The 20,427-nt window shown below is 39.3% G+C and carries 17 protein-coding genes and 4 tRNA genes; 5 read left to right on the forward strand and 16 right to left on the reverse strand.

Annotated elements, in window-relative coordinates:
• Positions 1–52 precede the first annotated feature (52 nt).
• The 6 genes from uvrD to lptM form a co-directional block, all read right to left on the reverse strand.
• Positions 53–2,209 (reverse strand): DNA helicase II, encoded by a 2,157-nt coding sequence (uvrD, locus tag NBG71_RS16875; protein WP_250917034.1) that lies wholly within the window; start codon positions 2,207–2,209, stop codon positions 53–55.
• A gap of 144 nt (positions 2,210–2,353) precedes the next feature.
• Positions 2,354–3,070 (reverse strand): 5-amino-6-(5-phospho-D-ribitylamino)uracil phosphatase YigB, encoded by a 717-nt coding sequence (gene yigB / locus NBG71_RS16880; protein ID WP_075674322.1) that lies wholly within the window; start codon positions 3,068–3,070, stop codon positions 2,354–2,356.
• Positions 3,070–3,993 (reverse strand): tyrosine recombinase XerC, encoded by a 924-nt coding sequence (gene xerC, locus NBG71_RS16885; RefSeq protein ID WP_075674323.1) that lies wholly within the window; start codon positions 3,991–3,993, stop codon positions 3,070–3,072. The genes yigB and xerC overlap by 1 nt, the downstream gene beginning before the upstream one ends.
• Positions 3,990–4,700, reverse strand: coding sequence for a DUF484 domain-containing protein (locus NBG71_RS16890; protein ID WP_250917035.1), 711 nt, complete (start codon positions 4,698–4,700; stop codon positions 3,990–3,992). Before NBG71_RS16890 ends, xerC begins: the two co-directional genes overlap by 4 nt.
• Before the next feature lie 25 nt (positions 4,701–4,725).
• The gene (dapF, locus tag NBG71_RS16895) at positions 4,726–5,550 is read right to left on the reverse strand and encodes a diaminopimelate epimerase (RefSeq protein WP_075674325.1); all 825 of its coding nucleotides are present in this window, start codon (positions 5,548–5,550) and stop codon (positions 4,726–4,728) included.
• Between the two features lie 41 nt (positions 5,551–5,591).
• Positions 5,592–5,759: an LPS translocon maturation chaperone LptM gene (gene lptM / locus NBG71_RS16900; RefSeq protein ID WP_075674326.1), complete on the reverse strand. Its 168-nt coding sequence runs from the start codon at positions 5,757–5,759 to the stop codon at positions 5,592–5,594.
• 79 nt (positions 5,760–5,838) lie between these two features.
• Here lptM and cyaY point away from each other — a divergent pair, with 79 nt between their 5' ends.
• Positions 5,839–6,156 carry an iron donor protein CyaY gene (gene cyaY / locus NBG71_RS16905; protein ID WP_088494024.1) on the forward strand — a complete coding sequence of 106 codons (318 nt, stop codon included), beginning with the start codon at positions 5,839–5,841 and terminating at the stop codon, positions 6,154–6,156.
• Between the two features lie 81 nt (positions 6,157–6,237).
• Here the strand turns inward: cyaY and NBG71_RS16910 are convergent, their stop codons facing one another.
• Positions 6,238–8,832 (reverse strand): class I adenylate cyclase, encoded by a 2,595-nt coding sequence (locus tag NBG71_RS16910; RefSeq protein ID WP_075674328.1) that lies wholly within the window; start codon positions 8,830–8,832, stop codon positions 6,238–6,240.
• Positions 8,833–9,828: 996 nt separating this feature from the next.
• Here NBG71_RS16910 and hemC point away from each other — a divergent pair.
• Genes hemC through hemY form a run of 4 tightly spaced genes read left to right on the forward strand, consistent with a single transcriptional unit; the run spans position 9,829 to position 14,018 of the window.
• Positions 9,829–10,770 carry a hydroxymethylbilane synthase gene (gene hemC / locus NBG71_RS16915; protein ID WP_075674239.1) on the forward strand — a complete coding sequence of 314 codons (942 nt, stop codon included), beginning with the start codon at positions 9,829–9,831 and terminating at the stop codon, positions 10,768–10,770.
• On the forward strand, positions 10,767–11,504 hold the full coding sequence (hemD, locus tag NBG71_RS16920) for a uroporphyrinogen-III synthase (protein WP_075674238.1): 738 nt from the start codon (positions 10,767–10,769) through the stop codon (positions 11,502–11,504). The genes hemC and hemD overlap by 4 nt, the downstream gene beginning before the upstream one ends.
• 20 nt (positions 11,505–11,524) lie before the next feature.
• A complete protein-coding gene (gene hemX, locus NBG71_RS16925; RefSeq protein WP_075674237.1) occupies positions 11,525–12,793 on the forward strand; it encodes a uroporphyrinogen-III C-methyltransferase in 1,269 nt (422 codons plus the stop codon).
• A 4-nt stretch (positions 12,794–12,797) separates the two neighbouring features.
• Positions 12,798–14,018 (forward strand): protoheme IX biogenesis protein HemY, encoded by a 1,221-nt coding sequence (hemY, locus tag NBG71_RS16930; protein ID WP_075674236.1) that lies wholly within the window; start codon positions 12,798–12,800, stop codon positions 14,016–14,018.
• Between the two features lie 82 nt (positions 14,019–14,100).
• On the opposite strand, the gene NBG71_RS16935 is transcribed toward hemY, so the two are convergent.
• The 9 genes from NBG71_RS16935 to wzxE form a co-directional block, all read right to left on the reverse strand.
• A complete protein-coding gene (locus tag NBG71_RS16935; RefSeq protein ID WP_075674235.1) occupies positions 14,101–14,418 on the reverse strand; it encodes a hypothetical protein in 318 nt (105 codons plus the stop codon).
• 909 nt (positions 14,419–15,327) lie between these two features.
• Positions 15,328–15,404 (reverse strand) — tRNA-Pro (locus tag NBG71_RS16940).
• A gap of 28 nt (positions 15,405–15,432) precedes the next feature.
• Positions 15,433–15,519 (reverse strand) — tRNA-Leu (locus NBG71_RS16945).
• A 22-nt stretch (positions 15,520–15,541) separates the two neighbouring features.
• Positions 15,542–15,617 (reverse strand) — tRNA-His (locus NBG71_RS16950).
• Between the two features lie 64 nt (positions 15,618–15,681).
• Positions 15,682–15,758 (reverse strand) — tRNA-Arg (locus tag NBG71_RS16955).
• A 227-nt stretch (positions 15,759–15,985) separates the two neighbouring features.
• Positions 15,986–16,723: a lipopolysaccharide N-acetylmannosaminouronosyltransferase gene (gene wecG, locus NBG71_RS16960; RefSeq protein ID WP_250917036.1), complete on the reverse strand. Its 738-nt coding sequence runs from the start codon at positions 16,721–16,723 to the stop codon at positions 15,986–15,988.
• Positions 16,723–18,090, reverse strand: a complete 1,368-nt coding sequence (gene wzyE, locus NBG71_RS16965) for an ECA oligosaccharide polymerase (protein WP_250917037.1) — start codon at positions 18,088–18,090, stop codon at positions 16,723–16,725. The genes wecG and wzyE overlap by 1 nt, the downstream gene beginning before the upstream one ends.
• Positions 18,087–19,172, reverse strand: a complete 1,086-nt coding sequence (locus NBG71_RS16970) for a TDP-N-acetylfucosamine:lipid II N-acetylfucosaminyltransferase (protein ID WP_219410451.1) — start codon at positions 19,170–19,172, stop codon at positions 18,087–18,089. The genes wzyE and NBG71_RS16970 overlap by 4 nt, the downstream gene beginning before the upstream one ends.
• Positions 19,169–20,425 carry a lipid III flippase WzxE gene (gene wzxE / locus NBG71_RS16975; RefSeq protein WP_250917038.1) on the reverse strand — a complete coding sequence of 419 codons (1,257 nt, stop codon included), beginning with the start codon at positions 20,423–20,425 and terminating at the stop codon, positions 19,169–19,171. The genes NBG71_RS16970 and wzxE overlap by 4 nt, the downstream gene beginning before the upstream one ends.
• Positions 20,426–20,427 lie beyond the last annotated feature (2 nt).

Genomic DNA, 20,427 nt, shown 5'->3' on the forward strand with positions numbered 1-20,427 from the left:
GCAAGGGTGTTTTTTTATATTGGGATAATGCTAGTTCACTTTAAATCAAAGCTTATTCCAGTCGAGCAAATGCTGCCACCAGCCATTTAATCCCTTCACCATTAAAAGCGATTTGTAGTCGGCAATGCTCACCGCTACCTTCAATATTGATAATGGTGCCATCACCAAATTTAGGGTGCTTCACACGTTGCCCAAGTGAATAGCCACTATCATTGCTGATAATAGGAGTGCCTAAACGACTATGATTAACAGGACGTGAAACTGTCGCACGTAAACGGACTTCTTCGACACACTCTTTAGGTAACTCACCAATAAAACGAGAAGGCCTATGGTTGACTTCTTTTCCATATAAACGGCGGTTTTCAGCGTAAGTAAGTGTTAACTTTTTCATTGCTCGCGTGACACCGACATAAGCCAAGCGACGTTCTTCTTCCAAACGCCCCCCCTCATCTAACGACATTTGACTTGGGAACATCCCTTCTTCGACACCCACAATAAAGACTTGTGAAAATTCGAGCCCTTTAGCAGAGTGAAGTGTCATTAACTGCACGGCATCTTGATATGCATCGGCTTGGCTTTCGCCTGATTCTAATGCGGCATGTGAAAGAAACGCTTGCAAAGGCATTAAATCTTCGTCTTCATCTTGATAACTAAATTGGCGAGTCGCGGTGACTAGCTCTTCTAAGTTTTCAATACGAGCTTGTGCTTTTTCACCCTTTTCTTGCTCATACATCGCTTTTAAACCTGAATCACGAATAATTCGGTCTGTTTGCACATGTAATGGCATATCTGCTGTTTCAGAGGCGAGTGTTTCAATCAGTTCTAAGAATCGTTGAATTGCAGCAGTTGCACGTCCTGCCAACATTTTATGTTCGATAACCTGTAATGCGCTTTCCCATAAGGTAATTTGGTTATCTCTCGCGACTTGGCGAACAATATCTAATGTTCTATCACCAATACCCCGTGTTGGTGTATTCACAACACGTTCAAAAGAAGCATCATCATGGCGATTCGCCGTTAATCGCATATAAGAGAGGGCATCTTTAATTTCTTGACGTTCAAAGAAACGCTGACCACCATAGATACGATATGGCATAGCGGCTTGTAATAACGCCTCTTCCATTATACGAGATTGGGCATTGCTACGATAAAGAATGGCACAGTCTGTTAGCGCACCACCTTCTTCTTGCCAGCGCTTAATTCGGCCAACAACATAACGCGCTTCATCTAAATCATTAAAAGCGCAATACAGCGAAATAGGCTCGCCTTCTGCACCTTCAGTCCACAAGTTTTTACCTAATCTGTCACTGTTATTGGCAATAAGCGCATTCGCGGCTTTTAAAATGTTACTTGTAGAACGATAATTTTGCTCTAACCGGATAGTCTCTGCGCCAGGAAACTCATTTAAGAAATTTTGAATATTTTCAACTTGCGCACCACGCCAGCCATAAATAGATTGATCGTCATCACCAACAATCATTACTTTACCCGTTTGACCTGCGAGCATTCTTATCCATGCATATTGAATGCGGTTAGTATCTTGGAATTCATCAACCAAGATATTGGTAAAGCGATTTTGGTAATGCTCTAAAATTTGAGGTTTATTAAGCCAAAGTTCATGAGCGCGTAATAAAAGCTCAGCAAAATCCACCAGCCCTGCGCGATCACAAGCTTCTTGATATGCTTGATATACTTTCAACCACGTTGTTTCAACGGGATTACCATAGGTTTGAATATGTTGTGGTCGTAAACCTTCATCTTTTTTACCGTTGATATACCACATACCTTGACGTGCAGGCCATTGTTTATCATCAAGATCCATTGACTTAACAATACGACGAATAAGGCGATATTGATCATCACTGTCAATAATTTGGAAGTCTTGTGGTAAATTCGCATCAAGATAATGTGCGCGTAATAAACGATGAGCAAGGCTATGGAAAGTGCCAATCCACATACCGCCTTGACTTGTACCAATTAAGTCTTCAATACGATGGCGCATCTCTGCGGCAGCTTTATTGGTAAACGTCACAGCCATAATCGAAAAAGGAGAAGCTTGTTCAACAGATAATAACCAAGCAATACGATGTACCAGTACCCGTGTTTTACCACTACCTGCACCAGCTAACACCAACATATTAATACGAGGTGCGGCTACTGCTTCGCGCTGTTTATCGTTAAGGCCTTCTAGCAGATATGAGACGTCCATAATTACCAATCATTTAGTGAAGAAAATACTGTGGATATATACAGAAATAGAGAGTAAGCAACAAACTAACAGGAATTCACGCGCTATGCAAAATAAAGCCTTTTTTAACCACGTGTATCTGTGCCATTCTTACCGAATATCACATTAAACGAGTTCTATCAGTTTGCTTAAATCTGTAATTTCAATATGTGGCATTACTCTGGTTTCACCTTCTTCAAACAAACTACGGTTATCAAGGTTAATCCAGCACGCTTGTAATCCACTATTAACGGCGCCCTCGACATCTGTTACAAGGTGATCACCCACATGTAGGATTTTCTCATGTGGAAGATTTAACAGTGAAGCAGCTTTATCAAACATATCAGGATAAGGCTTAGAGCGACCATCCGGGCCAGCTTTTAAAATATGTGAAAAATACTGCCCTAGACCACAACTTAATGGGTTTGCATTACCATTTGTAATCGCAATTAATGGTATCTTCTGCGCCAACTCTGTGAGAACTTGGTGGGTATTTTTAGGTACATTAATGCGACTACGCCAATAAGCAAAGTGCGCCATAATTTCATCAGCACCTTGTTGTGCTTTGGCTTCACTGTAGTTGTAATCTAACAGCATATTTCTCGCCGCAAGCCAACGCCACTGCGTAATATCATGAAAAATATCAGGATTGTTTTCTATAAGTGGCTTTTTATAGGCATTCACATCTTTTTCTGTGAAATGATTAAAACGTAGATCATATTGACGAATAAAATCCATCGTCTCTTTTTCAGTTCTGTCCATTACTGGCACATTGTCATACAGTGTGTCGTCTAAATCAAAAGTCATCGCAGCAATTGGCGTCAGAGTTCTGTAAAAGCGCATTATGATTTTTCTCTCTTAGCTCTCGGATGAGCAGCATCATAGACTTTCGCTAAATGCTGAAAATCTAAGTGGGTATAGACTTGCGTGGTCGATAAATTAGCGTGCCCTAATAATTCTTGTACAGCACGTAAATCACCACTCGATTCCAATAAATGCGTAGCAAACGAGTGACGTAATTTATGAGGATTTACATGGCTACTTAGTCCTTGTTTAATACCCCAAAGTTCAAACCGTTTTTGTACACTGCGCACAGATAAACGCTTACCGCTTTGGGTTGAGATAAAGACAGCTTTATCCTCAGGTGCATAGAGCTCTCGCATCGGAAACCAATTCTGTAACCACTCTATCGCTTTTCTTCCTAACGGTACTTTTCGTTCTTTACTTCCTTTACCTAAAACACGAACCTCACCTTCATTCATGTCGATATCGCTCATGTTTAAGTTAGTCAATTCTGATAGACGCAATCCTGCACCATACATCACTTCCAGCATGGTTCTATCTCTAACAGAAAGAGGATCTTTTAAGTCGATATTCATCAATTGGCTAACTTCATCGACATCCATATTTTTAGGAAGATGACGACCAGATTTAGGTGTGCGAATACCTTTTGCTGGATTAACCTCTAACATTCCCTGTGCCACTTGCCAATCAAGAAAGCTACGTAACGCCGAAAAGCGCAAAGCAAGACTAGTCGGTTGTAACCCACTACGATGACTTTTCGCTAGTAACATACGTACATGTTGGCTTTCAAGTGATACCCATTGTGTGATTTTCATCGCTATCATCATTTGCGCTAATGCAGTTAGTTGTCGATGATAATTTTCTACGGTGACAGGACTTAATCGGCGTTCAACTTGAATATAACGCAGGAATTGTTCGATAGAGACAGAGAGTGTTTCTGGAATGTCTATTGGCTGGTTCATTGCCTTGCAACCCAACGAAGTAACAATTCTGGTAAAATATGAGCGAGCTTATCAAGCATTACAGTTCCCATTCCTTCCTGAAAGTGTTGGTTATCTCGGCTATTAAAAATAATCACCCCCAAATCACCATAATGCCCTAGCAATGAGAGTGCAACAGAACCTGAGCGTCGTACCTTAGGCATCAATAACATGATCTCTTGCCCGTTTAATGTACCTAAATAGTGATTATCATCGCCCATACGCTGAATGCGAAAATGTTCAAACGCTTGGCGAGATAATGGTAGGTCTTGTGCATCCAAAGGTGGCTGTAATTGCCAGCGATCGGTAAATAGGCGTAATTGAACTGAATAAAGCCCTAATCCCTTAGCCCACAGGTTTAAGCGTTCTAGCATTTCGTGAAGAGAAGCACTGTTGGATAGTTCAGAAATTAATAATAAGAGTTGGCTAAACAGTGCTTCATTTTCAGAGGCTTGTTCTATCAACAAACGCATATCTTCTTCAAGATAATGGATGCGGTTACGCTGGCGCGACATTATCCATTCGACTAAAGAAACGGTTCCTCTGACGGGATGAGGAACTTGCATTTGCTCAATATAACTTGCATTACGGATAAAAAAGCCAGGATGCTCCCTGAGGTAACGGATCACTTGTTGATCATTAAGTTCGTTTGTTTCAGGGCAACAGAACTGCTCATTTTTATCCGTCATACAGATAGCCTCTCAAAAAATAATATTATAGCTGAATGATCCCATCATAAATATGCGTCGCAGGCCCAGTCATATAAAGAGAGTTACCCTCTCCTTTCCATTCAATTAGCAACGATCCACCCGGTAAAGTTACCTTCACTCGTTTATCTAATAAACCTTGTGAAATACCAATTGCAACTGCTGCACAAGCCCCGCTACCACAAGCTTTCGTTTCGCCAGCACCACGTTCAAACACCCGTAAATGAAGGTTACTTCTGTCTACGATTTGCATAAAACCAATATTAGCACGTTCAGGGAACCGTTCATGTTGCTCTAACACTGGCCCTAACAACTCAACTTCTGCTGTTTTAATATCCTCAACCTGAATAACGCAATGAGGATTTCCCATTGAAACGACACCGCACAATACAGTGCGTTCCATTGCCCTGATAATATAGGTCTTTTCTGCCTTTTGTGCACGGAAAGGGATTTTTTGAGGTTCGAACTCAGGTTCGCCCATATTGACGCACACATCATCATTGTCCATAACATTCAAAGTCATTCTGCCAGACTGTGTACTGACTTTTATCTCTCTTTTGTTTGTAAGGCCTTTTAATCTCACAAATCGAGCAAAGCAACGAGCACCATTACCGCACTGTGCAACTTCACTTCCATCTGCATTAAAAATGCGATAATGGAAATCGAGTTCGGGATCATAAGGTGCTTCAACCACCAACAATTGATCAAACCCAACACCAGTATGGCGATCTGCTAATCGACAGATTAATTCTGGTGAAAAATAAACATTTTGAGTCACAGCATCGACCACCATAAAGTCGTTGCCAAGACCATGCATTTTTGAAAATTGCATCTTGCCCCTGCCTGAAACGAAGTTACCGTTTCTAAGATTGACTAATTGGTCTGAGTTGAGACGCTCTCAACTTGCTGGGTTGGCTGGGATGACTGTGTCATTTTTGCCTGAGTATCTTCAGGAGGGAAATAAAGAGGGCCTTTCAAGCCACAACCAGAAAGAGAAATCAGTGTTATTATAGCAAGAGTGCAACGTAAATACGTTTTCATTCGAAATCTGCCTGTCATTTATTTGGTTAATATCCTCTATAATCGCAGTTAGATCTCGAAAAGCAAATAGGAAATGAAGATGAACGACAGTGAATTTCACCAATTAGCTGACGAACTCTTGTCAGAAATAGAACAAACTATTGATAATTATGAAGGTGACGCAGATATTGATTGTGAAATCAATGGCGGTGTAATGACATTAACCTTTGAAAATAATAGCAAAATTATTATTAATCGTCAGGAAGCGTTTCATCAAGTTTGGTTAGCGACACGCTCTGGTGGATATCACTTTGATTGGAAAGATGAACAATGGATTTGTGATAGAAGTGGCGGTGAATTTTTAACCATGCTAGCGCAAGCGATAACAGAACAAAGTGGGGAAGCGTTTTCTTTCTAAGAAACGCAGTTAGCCACAACAGTTAACTACAATAATGGGAGCTATCAAGGCTCCCATTTGTATTAACTGATTTGTACTCAATTAAGAGTGTTGCACCGCTTTATAATCTGTAAATCCGTGGGCAATAACATTCATCTCAGGTTGGGCTTCTTTACTTCCCAGATCGGATAATTTACCAAAGGATCCACCCGCAAAAGGTAACACTTGTGTTGATCCTTCCACTTTCACAATTTGATAAAACTGTGGCAGATTAAAATTAATAAAGCTTGAGCCGTATGTGAATCGGTCATGAGATGAAGAGTAGAAACGGCTAACATCTTTCACTAACTCTTCTTTACTTCCCTCACAATGGGAATAAATTTCAACGCGATTTGCTTCATCTAAGATATAGATATTAAAGACATTATTATCTTCTGTGGTTTCAAAGAAAAATTGAATAATCCCTTCGCAAGCAAAACCATCAATCACCGCAGGTAAATAGCGAGCATCTTTATCTAATTTAACCGGCAATCCATGAAGTTTGTTATATGAAATTGCACCATAAAACTCGATCGCATTTTCTAATTTTTGTACCGACACATTGAGGCGTTCAAAAAACAATCCCCACGTTTGCCCAGCAATACGTAAAGCTTTAAAACGTCCTGGCTCTAAACGATTTGTTGATAACCGCAATTCAATACATTCCGAGACTAACTGCTGAACACGAGTACGAATTAAACCCCGCAAATGTTGGCTATAACAAAATACTTCAACAGAAGCAGGTGGAGCCGCATCTTGGTGCATTTTACCTAAAATCGTTTTTAGCGATTCCAACATAGATTGTGTACCACTGAAATGGAGAGTTCTGACCTCATTCCAAGAGTTACGATACAACAAATCAATGCTACCAATAAGACACTGCTCTTTTTCACCGAAACTAAAGACATCGAGTTTTCTAAAATCAAAGTGAACCACTTGATCAGAAAAACTCTCTGTTGGGTCAGTTTCCAAATTAACAATAATCGCGAGGTGTCGAATTTCACAAGGGCTATACAGTGCTTTCGGTGTTGGTGCAGGTAAACGAATTGGGAAATGGCTCGACATATCCCTAACTAATTCATGCAGTTTAATTTCATCACAAGAGGATTCTCCTTGATGAATATAAACTCGAGACTCTTTCGTTAACAACCCATTAAAGTAAGACCATGCCACTAATTTATTTAAATAGCGGTTATATTCTAATGGTTGATGTCCAACGATATTTTCAAAATCAGGGGCACGATTATATAGATACCATCCGCTACGATTTGCTCGACCTTGTGGCACATAAATAAAGGTTAAATGTGACTCTGATAAATCAGGTGATATCTGTGGATTAACCAGTGTAACTTTACCGGGTAATGCCTCAAACGCAGCGTAAAGTTTGCGAGTTAAGACACCAATATCTTGTGGACTTGCGCTAACACTTAAATTATTACGACGTGCAAAACGAATAAGATTACGATAGCTTTGCATCATCGTATCTAATAATTCATTGTGTGCATCGCGCACTCGCTCGATTTTCCAACTATCACGCGTATCAAGTACGGTTAAGCGTTCATTATCCCATTGCCATTGAGTAACCAATTGCGATAAGACTTGTCGTCTCCAGCCTTCTGGCTCGTTTTGTGTTTTTTCGTTAGATAATTTTTCACACACTTTCAGATAGAAGCAACGACGGATAAGATCAAGGCGAGTTAAATCATTGATAGAAACCAAATAGCGAGTGACACGCTCAAGCATCATACAATAAGCATCTAAACCGTAATTGACGATTTCACCACGATGTAGATGTTGCTTCATTTCTAATGCCAGCAATTTCCCATTAGGATAATCCGCTGAATAGGCTTCTAATAAAATACTTTTTAGTACCGCTTTATAAGGCGAATCGACACTTTTATAGAGTTGCCATAAACTTGCGCCAAAATACTCTTCAGCAGAAAGTTCACCTAACCCCCCTAGATCTAGCCATTCATTTGGCGTTAAGACACCTTGAGCATAAAGGGAGTTAACATATTCGTCATAATGATGCTCTTCTTCAATAGGCACCATCGTCCATAGTAAGCGCTTGCCTGCTAAACGTACCGCTGTACGATAAAACTCATCAAGTAAAAGAATATGTTGGGTAGAGCCACAATCTTCTCCACCTAAGCTACCGCTTGCATGATGACGAAATCTATTTTCATCAATTAAGAAAAACGTAACATCAATACCAAGTTCGCCAGCCCATTGCTCAATTAATTGGCATTTGCGTTGTAAAAGTGCACGTTCACCTTGATCTAGCCATGATTGATGGCAGACCCAAATATCAATATCAGAGCAGTGACTTTGACCAATAGAAGAAGTACTCCCCATTGAATAGATACCAGTAATTGGTAACTCTCCATTGGCGTATCCATCCATCGGATTATCACATAATGCGTTAACCAGCTTATTCGCCCATTGACGTTGCATGTCATCAGGTTCAAAGAAACATGTACCGTGAGGAACATTTCCTTGTATGTAGCCGGGCAACTCAGGATGGTGGTAATGTAATAAAACAGGAATTAAACCATAGACCTGTTTAAAAACATCACACATCGATGCAAATGCTCGTTCCAGTCTGAGTTGATTAATCGCATCCAGCCGTTGCTTCAGTGTTTCAATATAAAGATACAAGAGTTTCGCCTGAACAATACTAAGAAGATAGTAGAATCTGAGTTTATAAGTGACCAAGGTTGAGTTAGGTATATTAATAGATAAAACTTTACTAACAAAATCTCGGAAACGTGATCAATTTAACACCTTGAGCGCAAGGCGTAAAGAGGAACTCAAAATATAGCACCAAGATCTAAAAGTGATATTTAAGCGCTTAATCGTGTAAAGCCAACAGATAAATATCTTTATAATCATAAGGATAAATTATTCCACCCATAAAAAAAATGATAAAAAAAATCTCTCAATCCTCCCTTTACCCCACAAAAACCCCTGTTTACTTGATGATGAAACTAAAAATAAATTTTGACAAAACATAAAAAATAGATAAAAAAGTAAAAATAAAAGCAACCAATTGATAATAATAGATTATTTCTATTTTTTGATTATTTTCTATATTTCCGATTAAAATAAGAATTCTATTTTTAATATTGCGATAATAATATTTAAAATAATATTTAATTTTTATTAATTATTTATTTAATCCAAGAATAAATTCTTTTCTTTATTTTAATTATTTCTCCTTCTTTTATTTAATAATATTTTTGTTAAAATTTATCGTGTTTTTATATATAAAAAAATAATAAGGAAGATAAGAGGATTTAAAATAATGGTTGTTTTATCAATATGTTCAGATTAAATATGATATTTACATCATCTTCCACTTACTGAATGTTAAAAAAATTAACCTGATGTTTTATTTTTGTAAATAACCACACTTTTTATATAGATATAAGAAGAATAAAATTCTAAAAATAACTAAACTCAATAGTATTCATTGATAATTTACTTATTTTCTATTTCCTTTTTCTTTTTTTCTTTTTCGATAATGACCTCATTTCTTTCGTTATAATCACGACACAAAGCGCCTTAACTGGAAAATTGGGCCTTAAAGTGTTAAAACAATGCCTTATTTCTAAACAAAAATATCGCTAATCGCTCGGAAGAGATAATACTATTATGCCAAAAAGTACCATCCGTATTGCTACCCGCCAAAGCCCTCTTGCTATGTGGCAGGCACTTTATGTGAAAGAACAACTACAACTTACTCATCCAGGTTTAGTCGTCGAATTAGTACCGATGGTCACTAAAGGTGACATCATTCTAGATACACCTTTAGCTAAAGTAGGTGGTAAAGGACTATTCGTAAAAGAATTAGAACTTGCTCTACTTGAATCGCGGGCAGATATTGCCGTTCACTCTATGAAAGATGTTCCTATTGATTTTCCAGAAGGTTTAGGGTTAGTTACTATTTGTGAACGCGAAGATCCCCGTGATGCTTTTGTCTCTAATCATTATGATTCTTTAGACGAACTGCCAGCAGGTAGCATTGTAGGTACATCCAGTTTACGCCGCCAATGCCAATTAAAAGCACAACGCCCAGATCTAATTATTCGTGATTTGCGAGGCAATGTAGGTACTCGCTTAGGAAAATTAGATAATGGCGATTACGATGCCATTATTCTTGCTGTTGCTGGCTTAAAGCGCCTAGGTCTTAACGAGCGTATCCGTACACCATTATCTGCAGAGCAATCCTTACCCGCGGTTGGACAAGGAGCTGTTGGTATTGAGTGTCGCTTAGATGACAATGAAACTCGCCAGCTATTAGATGCTCTCAATCACACACGCACCGCAGTTTGCGTTAAATCGGAGCGTGCAATGAATACTCGTCTTGAAGGCGGTTGCCAAGTTCCTATTGGAAGCTATGCCATTTGGCAAGATGACAAAATTTGGTTACGTGCTTTAGTCGGTTCTCCTGATGGTGAAACTATTTTGCGTGGCGAACGTTTAGTTACCCCAGAAGAGGCAGAAACTGCGGGTATCTCATTGGCTGAAGAGCTTTTAGATAAAGGTGCGCGAGCTATTTTAACCGCCGTGTATCAAGGCAGCACACCTGCATGAGTATTTTAATCACTCGCCCCAATCCAGCAGGAGAGGCATTAACTCAGCGCTTAATTGATGCGGGGAAAACAGCCTTTCAAGCACCTTTAATCGAGATCACTGCGGGTCGTGAACTCCCTTTATTAGATGCTAAACTAAAAGGATTAAGAGCGGGTGATTGTATATTTTTACTTTCCAAAAATGCGGTGTCATACGCAAACTGGCAGCTAAATCAATTACAACAATCATGGCCAGATACGCTATCCTATTATGGAATAGGCCAAAGCACAGCGAAAGATTTCCAACATTTAAGCAGTCTTCCAATTTGCTACCCTGAGCAAGGAGAAACCAGTGAAGATCTTCTCCAACTTCCTGCACTTAATCAGGTGAAAAACAAACGAATATTACTGCTTAGAGGTAACGGTGGTCGTGATTTACTCGCAACAACATTGAGTCAACGAGGTGCGATCGTTGATGAATGTGAATGTTACCAACGTCTATTTATTAATTATTCCCCTGAAGACTTTGCGCTTCAATGGGAAAAAGCGCAGGTTGATACGCTTGTTGTCACTAGCGGTGAAATGTTACAACAACTCTTTGATCTGGTCGCTGAATCTAAAAAAGCATGGCTGTTAAACTGCCATTTACTTGTGGTCAGTGAACGATTAGCAACAATAGCAAAAACATTAGGGTGGGAAACCGTCACCGTTGCTGAAAGTGCCAATAATGATGCTTTATTTCATGCATTAATATAGAACCTAAATGAGACGCCGATATGACGGAACAGAAAAATACGAATGATAATGACTTGCCAAAAGATGCAGCTAAAGCTGATGAGAATGTCCGCTATCAGGAAGTCAAACCTGTTAATAACAAGCGCTCAGGTCTAATTGGAAGTGCTGTTGCTATCCTTGTTATTTTAGCAATCGGTGGTAGCCTTTATTATTACACCAATCAACAAGCATCAAAGCTGAGTGTAGAAAATCAATCACTCAAATCTGAGCTTGCCCAATTACAACAACTCCAAAATACTTATCAACAACGCTTTGACAATATTGATAGCATGTTTAACTCACAAAAACAGACTATCGATAAATTACAAAACGAGCGCCAAACGACAGAGCGTCAAATTCAAGATCTACAAACACGATTTGCTGCTATTTCCAGTGCAGACGTCAAAAGCTGGTTATTAGCTCAAGCCGATTTTATGGTGAAAATGGCTGGTCGTAAGTTATGGAATGATCAAGATGTCGTGACCGCTGTAAGTCTACTAAAAGGTGCTGACAGTAGCTTAGCGGAAATGAACGATCCGAGTTTACTTGAAATCCGTCGTGCTATTAATGAAGATATCAGCAGTTTAGCCGCACTCACCAAAATTGATAATGATGGCATCATCTTACAATTAAACCAGTTAGCGAATCAGATTGATAATCTCCGTTTAGCCGGTTTAGAGCGTAACGGCTCACCAATGGATAAAAACGACGAAACCATTTCAGGTTCACTTTCTGATTGGAAACAAAATCTAAGTAAGAGCTGGAAAAGCTTTATGGATGATTTTATTACCATTCGTCGCCGTGATACCGCATCAGTTCCTTTATTAGCACCTAATCAAGATGTCTATTTACGTGAGAATATCCGTTCACGTTTATTAATTGCTTCTCAAGCCGTGCCTCGTCACCAAACTGAAACTTATCAGCAATCTCTGGAAGCGGTATCCACTTGGGTACGAGCTTATTTTGATACCTCTGATCCAAGTACAACCGCATTTCTAGATACGGTATCTGAATTAGAGAAGCAACCTATTACGCTTGCAATGCCATCAGAATTGAAAAGCCCGACACTGCTAGAGAAACGTGTAGAAAAGCAAATTCGCAATTTACTGGCACAAAATGAGTATGCAGAGCCACAAGTGGCTGAAGCGCAAGCTGTTGAAGCCCAAGATGCCCAACCCGTAGAGGCTGAGCATAATGCATCAGAGAACGTGCAAGATGCTGCGGCTGATAGTGCAACGACTGATACACCAGTAACACAACAAGGAGAATAAGCTTATGTTAAAAATACTGCTCCTTTTTGTGGTGCTTATTGCCGGCATCATTTTTGGTCCACTCTTGGCAGGCCACCAAGGTTATGTGCTTATACAAACTGATGATTGGGATATTGAAACCAGTGTAACCAGCCTTGTTATTATGTTTGTTTTATTGCAATTAGCACTGTTACTCATTGGTTGGAGCTATCGCCGTTTTATTGGTACAGGGTCAAAAGCATATAGTTGGTTTTCTTTCCGTAAACGTAATCGTGCACGTAAACAAACCAGCATGGCATTAATGAAATTAGCGGAAGGTGATTTTAAAGAAGTTGAAAAACTGATGAGCCGTAATGCAGATTATGCAGAACAGCCCGTTGTAAACTACCTATTAGCCGCTGAAGCCGCACAGCAACGTGGTGATGAATTCCGAGTTCAGCAACACCTTGAACGTGCAGCTGAACTTGCCGATACCAATCAGCTTCCTGTTGATATCACACGAGTGCGTATTTTATTAGCACAAAACGAAAATCATGCAGCACGTACTGGAGTTGATGAATTATTAAATCAAGCACCACGCCATCCTGAAGTGTTACGTCTTGCAGAAGTCGCTTATACACGAACAGCAGCTTGGCAAGCATTGCTTGATATCATTCCTTCTATGCAAAAAATTGCATTACATACGGATGATGAACTAGAGCAATTACGCCAAAAAGCCTATATCGGTATTATGGGACAGAAAATGTCCGAAAATGGCTGTGATGGGTTGAAGAATTGGTGGAAAGCACAACCGCGTAAAGTACATCACGATAATGCATTACGTGTCGTTTTAGCTGAACACCTTATTGAGTGCAACGATCCAGAGACTGCTCAAACGATCATCTTAGACGGCGTTAAACGTCAGTATGATGAACGATTGATCTTACTATTACCTCGTTTAAAAAATACAGATGCCAATGTTATTTTGAAAGTACTCAATTCATTAATTAAACAACATGGGCCAACGCCATTACTCAATAGCACATTAGGTCAGATTGCAATGCAACAAGGACAATGGGCTCAAGCTGAAGAAGCTTTCCGTAATGCGTTAAAGCAACGTCCTGATGTCCATGACTTTGCGTGGCTTGCTGATGCATTAGATAAACAGAAAAAATCTGAAGAGTCTGCGAAAGTACGTAAAGATGCTTTATTAATGACACTGAAAAAAGATTCTGTCATTTTTGAAGAGCCGAAAAAAAGTAAATAAACTCATTCGATAAGAACGTGATCATAAATTGTTTGAGCGACTGATTTAAAAACCCTCTTTATTGAGGGTTTTTTTATTTGATTTAAAAGCCATGTTGAAATAGCAATACCACTTCTACACATAAAGTCAAAAATACATACACCCAAGCAATTCGATAAAAACGAGTGGGTATTCCCTTCTCATTTTCTTGCTTAAATGACAGGTAATGTTTTCTCGCCTGATAAAACACAACAATATAAATCAGAGCGATCCCCTGACAAAGAAAAGCCACATATTTTGCCCATGATTTACCACCAATAATGAGCACGATAAGAGGGATCAAAAAGAATAATAGTGGGCCAAACTTCTCTATAAGAAAGAGTTTTTCTTGTGCAAGATATGCTTTTTGTTTATTTATCATAATGATGCTATCTCCAATCTACCCTTGAGCTGGATAATAGCGTGATAATGCGATGAATACAAAATGGATGTGTGGTTGGTATATAAAAAAACGCCTGTATAAAACTATACAGGCGTATAAATATACAATCAGGTCTACAGACGGATGGTGCCTCACTCAACGTTTCGTCCTGTTGATGATGAATGATGTTCATCGTTAACGTGGACGTAGGCACCGAATAATCGGCTCTGCATCATTCCTAGGTTTATGAAGCCATACGCTGTCATAAGGAGTGGAATGAGCATCTACAAAATAGATAGTGCATTAAGCATGCCAATTTTTCATTTTTTATGAAAAATATTCTCTCTCTAAAAAAGCATAAGGTAACTTATTGAATTTTAGTTTTCCTTTCTCGCTTCACTCATTTTCAATGATAAAAAATCTATAGCCTGTGCTTTCATCATGCTATTGCTAAATAGAAAAGAAAATATAGGGTCTGATATACGTCTCTTTTTCACGACAAGAAAAACACACCAACTATTTAACCACTTAAAATCAATGGGTTAAATGTCTCCTATTGGAGACAATAAAAATGACGAGTGTTGGCATTTACCGACAAACAAAATAAAAGCCTTATATTTCATATAATTACGGCCAATTATTTTACGTATTTTACCTATCTTTTTATGAAGATTAAAATTCGGCAATAAATTAAATTATTAATAGCCCTTAAGTGTCAAGGATGGCATTTTTGTTAAAAACGTCATTTGGGCTTTCTTATCTGGAACACATAACAATAAATAAAAATATGAAAAGAGTAACGAATTATAGAAGTAGAAGTAGAAGTAGAAGTAGAAATGGTGTTACGACTTTTAAAAAGGCAAATCGTAGATACGAAAAAGCCTCGATATAATCGAGGCTTTTTCTTATTGGTCGGCGAGAGAGGATTCGAACCTCCGACCCACTGGTCCCAAACCAGTTGCGCTACCAGGCTGCGCTACTCGCCGTCTGCATTACTGCTCTTATCTTGTTTATTGGTGCGAAGGGGGGGACTTGAACCCCCACGTCCGTTAAGACACTAACACCTGAAGCTAGCGCGTCTACCAATTCCGCCACCCTCGCATAAACAATAACTAAGATAAGATGGGGTGGCTAATGGGACTCGAACCCACGACAACTGGAATCACAATCCAGGGCTCTACCAACTGAGCTATAGCCACCATAACAGCTATCTTATTACTTCTTACAACAACGTTCTTCACCGTAACTCTTAGCACGCTTTAATGGCGCGCCCGACAGGATTCGAACCTGAGACCTCTGCCTCCGGAGGGCAGCGCTCTATCCAGCTGAGCTACGGGCGCTTCACGCCGTTGCGGGAGAGGATAGTACGGATTTACGCTCTGTCTGTCTAGTGCTTTTTGAAAAAAAAAGTTTGTTTGACGATACTTTGTGCATTTCGTCGATAAATGGAGCGTTTTTACACGCTAAACGCCCCATCAGTATAATAATTAAACAATAAAGATGCTAGATAAAAGCGTGAATAAATCATTTACTCAGTCACACCTAACAAAAAAAGAGGCAATCCCTATTACAATTTATTGGAATAGTAATACCCAACGAATTTTAACAGCTTAAATTGACGCTTAATTCGGCTTGGTTGTGATAACAAACGATATAACCACTCTAATCCAAGATTTTGCCATGCTTTCGGTGCTCTTTTAACATGGCCTGTAAATACGTCATAAGTTCCACCAACACCCATGTATAAAGCATCAGGGTAAATTTCACGACATGCACAAATAAATAACTCTTGCTTAGGTGATCCCATGGCAATAGTTACTATCTTCGCACCAGAGGCCTTTATACGCTCAAATAACGCCTCTCTATCTTGTGGCGTAAAATAACCGTTCTGGCTACCTACAATATTTACATTCCACTGTGCTTTAAGCTTATCTTCGGTTTGAGAAAGAATTTCAGGTTTACCACCAACAAGAAAGACAGGAGTTCCCTCTTTACCCGCTCTTTCCATCAACGCTTCCCATAAATCCGCACCAGCAATACGAGAAACCGCTGCATCAGGGTATTTACGACGAATACCTCGCACCACACTAATACCATCCGCATAAAGATAATCAGCTTCATTGAGTAATTCATTAAGTGCTGAGTCTGTTTCTGCTGTGAGAATTTTTTCTGCATTAATGGCAATCAGAGAGCCATTTTTTATTTGTGCTCCTTCATAGAGATAATCCAGAAAATGAGCCATATCGCGAAATCCCCAGATATTATGTCCGCGGATTGAATACTTCGGAATTGAATTGGATCCCATTACTTTTCCTTTTTCTCTAAACAACGAGGTTCACTTTGTATTTGACGAGTCACGTAATTACGCACTAATCCCGCGCTTTCAAATAACCAATAAAGCAGTTTGGCAACCACCAAACATAAACCAAAAATTAAACAGAAAAACACAACGCGAGAAACGAAAGAATCAACACCTTCTCGTGCCAAAACAATCATATTAAAAATAGCCCCAAAGCAAAAAGCTTGCAAAATAGCCGATTTATAACGATTGCTTTCATTGAGCCCTTGCTGATATAGCCAATCAAACCACTTAATAATCAGTCCTACAACAATCGCGCCCAATGGGATGAAGGCAATGCCCCCCATAACAACCAGAGAGCCTATTAAGGTCGGCGAAATAGCAAGACCCGCATGATAATTAAGCACTTTCCATGTAAAGTAGTTTGCTGAATTCAGCACGACATCTGGGCGTTCTGGCCATACCCAAGAAGGAATAAAGACATAAAAATCACGAATAATCGGTGCAAGTCCTTGAAACTCAATCTTGTCATAATTATTAAGTAATAAAGCTAGATTTTCCCAAGGAGAGAACGTATCACGAGTGAGGTATAAGAAAGTATAGAATGCCTCTGCACCACTCACATCAAGGCCATAGCGTTTTAATGCCAACCAGAACATTCCAACAATACTCATAACCCCTGCGGCAACCAGCATCCATAAGGTTATCCAGCCTCGGACAATACCGATAAACAAAAACAGCGCAAAAGCGATGATGATATTAGCGCGGGTTCCACCCACGATAATATAGGTTAAGATCCCAAAACCCACCGTTGCACAAAGGAAGAAAATCCATCGTTGTTGAGTGGGTTTTAAGAAATAAACCACCAGCATTGCTGGGATAAAGAAATAGAAAAAGCGCTTAAGCGCAACACCTGACACTTGGCTTGAAAAAATTTGGCTATACGTTTTAAGCTTAAAGAGTAAAAAGCCATTTTGTAGAAAGAAAATTCCCACAGTTACAAACGCAATTAATGCCAATAAAATCCAAGTAAGGTTGGTTTCTACTCTATTCATCGTAAATAGCGACCTAGAAGGGCCGTCAACCGCTTTTCTCAGTCTTACCTTATAGGTTACATAATAAATGGCATAGAAGCTGGTAGAGGCTAATAGCGCGTATAATAATGAATCAACGGGTACAACTGCGACATCAAATTGGAATACCAACATACAAGTCAGCGGGAAACCAAAATAAAAGGTCAACAGATAGAGCATTGAGAAAAAAACATTAAAATTAAAGCGAACTCGACGAAACTCTTGATAAGTCAGCAATAAAATAAAACTTAAAGAGATAAAATAAACAAGTGCTAAGCCACCCAGTTCCGCCAATGTCATTGCGGCTCTCCTGTACTCATCTCAACTAACTCTTTCCAACCATCCGTGAAGTTAGGCGCAAAGAAGGCAATATTTTGACGATCAAGCATCAGCAATTGACGTTTAGCCTCTTCAATCAGCGCAACATCTAATTTGTCCCCTGAGAAAAAAACAGGAACACTTTGCTCAGTTAAGTCCTGCCAAAATGGATTTTGACGACTAATAACAAAAGGGATCGCAAATTGAATAAGCAGACAAAGCGTGCCAATACCTTGTTGACGGTGGAAAATAAAATAGCCTAAGTCACATGTTTTCAATAACGCGAGATAATCATCAAATGCAAATTTGTCACGTAATATTTCAACCTGATTATAGGGAAGCAATTGGCTAGCTGCTTGGGCTACTTCATTAATATAAACGTGATTATTTTCAGGATATCCCATTGGAATAATCACTTTTGCTCGCGTTCCATATTGCTCGGCAATTGCCTGTAAAGCTTCAATATGGCGATTCGATCTATCCCCTGAATTACCCACAATAATGGTGATCTGTTTTTCATCAATAGGCGCTTTTTCTGTCACCGTAAGCGCAGGATCCATTCTTGTTGGGAAATAGAGCAAACTGGCTGGAATATTAACGTTAAATTGTGCGAAGTAATTCAGATCCCCTCGTGTACCAAATACTCGACCCACACGTTTTTGAGCGAGTTTACGAAGAAGATAGAAGAGTTTAAATTTTAACTGTTTAGAATCCTGATATAAATCAGCACCCCAAATATGCCACCAAAATTGATGACGTTTGATCTTGCCAGTTAATAATGCCAACCAAATAGGCGCATTAAACTGACCTAAAAAAAGGAATCGTTGGTGAGTATCGGCTTTGGCCAATGTGACCACTCTCTGTGCAACCTGCTTTTTATCAGCTAAACACTCAATATCTAAAGCTGGGTAGCTTTCTTGCAGTGAAGTATTTTTACTGGCAACGATAAAACGAGGTTTATACGTTAATCCCGCCTCAGTCACGAGGTGGTCGTTAAAAAACCGTAACATTGTGTTGTTATGATGCACAATGTCTGAACCTAGTACGTAAATCAAAGTTGTCATTTGCGCCTGCAATAAATCACGAAAACAGAACTACAGAGAAGGAAGTAAATAATATACGTTGCCATGTAGGCTTGAGCGGCACCTAATGCACCATGCTCAGGAATAAGCCAACGCGAAAATAGCGTCAATAGGGCAAACTGACTTACTTCTGTAAGGATATAAAAACGTAATGCCGCTTTTGCGATGACCAGATAACCAAAGACATAAGCGCCTACTTTTAAAACATCGCCAACAAGCTGCCATGCAAATAAATCACGCATAGCGACAAATTTATCTGAAAACAGTAACCAAATCGCAAAACCACGTAATAACCACACCATAAAACTCGCAACGGCTACTGCAGGTAATACAAACTTCAGTGATTTAACGATCTCTTTGGTAATATCACTCTTTTGCGTTAATCGAGAGAGTGTTGGCAATAAATAAACAGAAAAAGATGCGGTAATAAATTGCAAATAAGCATCTGAAATACTGGTCACTCCTTGCCAAATCCCTACGTCTTCCCAGCTATAGTGCTCAGCAAGTAAGTTACGCATCATGATATAAGCAACGGGTAATGTAATCGATGTTAATATCGCCATAATGGTAAACTTACCAAGATGACCTGCTATCGCCTTATCCCAATGAGGTTTAAGCTCGCTTAAAGCGAAGCGCTTACGCTTTGCTACTAAAAATGTAGCAGGAAATAAAATAAGTGCAGGTACTAATGCAAGTCCAATTAATGCACCGTGATAACCCGCAAATAAATAGCACAAATAATAAGCAATAACACCAATAATGCTACCAGCAATCACTGATAAGGCATTACCTGCCGCATCACGATAACCTTTTAAGATGGCAAGAAAATAGTTGCTATATGCTATCCCCATTTGAATAAAAGCAACGGCTCTTACAATATCCTGATATTGATGATAACCATCACCAAATAGCACTTGGCTAATGGGAGCAGAAAAAAGAAGAAATAAAATAGCTAATAGTGTAGAAAACAGCAAAATCATGGATGATGAAGTACCCAACACTTTTTTGCGTTGAATATCATCATCTTGATATTGTGCGATTAATTTTGTCACACCATTAAAAATACCCGCACCAGATAAGACACCTAGTACGGTGATTAATTGACGAAAGTTACCTGCTAACCCGACCCCTGTTGGCCCAAAAGAGACTGCAAGTAACTTGACGACAAGCAGACCAGCCCCGATTTTTATCAGGGTTGATCCGGCTGTCCAAATTGATGCTTTGGCTAACGACATAA

It is taken from the genome of Proteus sp. FZP2095 (assembly GCF_023701425.1).
GTDB lineage: Bacteria > Pseudomonadota > Gammaproteobacteria > Enterobacterales > Enterobacteriaceae > Proteus > Proteus cibarius.

Excerpts from the sequence above, each read along its gene's own strand:
- uvrD (WP_250917034.1), bottom strand. The coding sequence starts at position 2,209 with ATGGACGTCTCATATCTGCTAGAAGGCCTTAACGATAAACAGCGCGAA.
- yigB (WP_075674322.1), bottom strand. The coding sequence starts at position 3,070 with ATGCGCTTTTACAGAACTCTGACGCCAATTGCTGCGATGACTTTTGAT.
- xerC (WP_075674323.1), bottom strand. The coding sequence starts at position 3,993 with ATGAACCAGCCAATAGACATTCCAGAAACACTCTCTGTCTCTATCGAA.
- NBG71_RS16890 (WP_250917035.1), bottom strand. The coding sequence starts at position 4,700 with ATGACGGATAAAAATGAGCAGTTCTGTTGCCCTGAAACAAACGAACTT.
- dapF (WP_075674325.1), bottom strand. The coding sequence starts at position 5,550 with ATGCAATTTTCAAAAATGCATGGTCTTGGCAACGACTTTATGGTGGTC.
- lptM (WP_075674326.1), bottom strand. The coding sequence starts at position 5,759 with ATGAAAACGTATTTACGTTGCACTCTTGCTATAATAACACTGATTTCT.
- cyaY (WP_088494024.1), top strand. The coding sequence starts at position 5,839 with ATGAACGACAGTGAATTTCACCAATTAGCTGACGAACTCTTGTCAGAA.
- hemC (WP_075674239.1), top strand. The coding sequence starts at position 9,829 with ATGCCAAAAAGTACCATCCGTATTGCTACCCGCCAAAGCCCTCTTGCT.
- hemD (WP_075674238.1), top strand. The coding sequence starts at position 10,767 with ATGAGTATTTTAATCACTCGCCCCAATCCAGCAGGAGAGGCATTAACT.
- hemX (WP_075674237.1), top strand. The coding sequence starts at position 11,525 with ATGACGGAACAGAAAAATACGAATGATAATGACTTGCCAAAAGATGCA.
- hemY (WP_075674236.1), top strand. The coding sequence starts at position 12,798 with ATGTTAAAAATACTGCTCCTTTTTGTGGTGCTTATTGCCGGCATCATT.
- NBG71_RS16935 (WP_075674235.1), bottom strand. The coding sequence starts at position 14,418 with ATGATAAATAAACAAAAAGCATATCTTGCACAAGAAAAACTCTTTCTT.
- wecG (WP_250917036.1), bottom strand. The coding sequence starts at position 16,723 with ATGGGATCCAATTCAATTCCGAAGTATTCAATCCGCGGACATAATATC.
- wzyE (WP_250917037.1), bottom strand. The coding sequence starts at position 18,090 with ATGACATTGGCGGAACTGGGTGGCTTAGCACTTGTTTATTTTATCTCT.
- NBG71_RS16970 (WP_219410451.1), bottom strand. The coding sequence starts at position 19,172 with ATGACAACTTTGATTTACGTACTAGGTTCAGACATTGTGCATCATAAC.
- wzxE (WP_250917038.1), bottom strand. The coding sequence starts at position 20,425 with ATGTCGTTAGCCAAAGCATCAATTTGGACAGCCGGATCAACCCTGATA.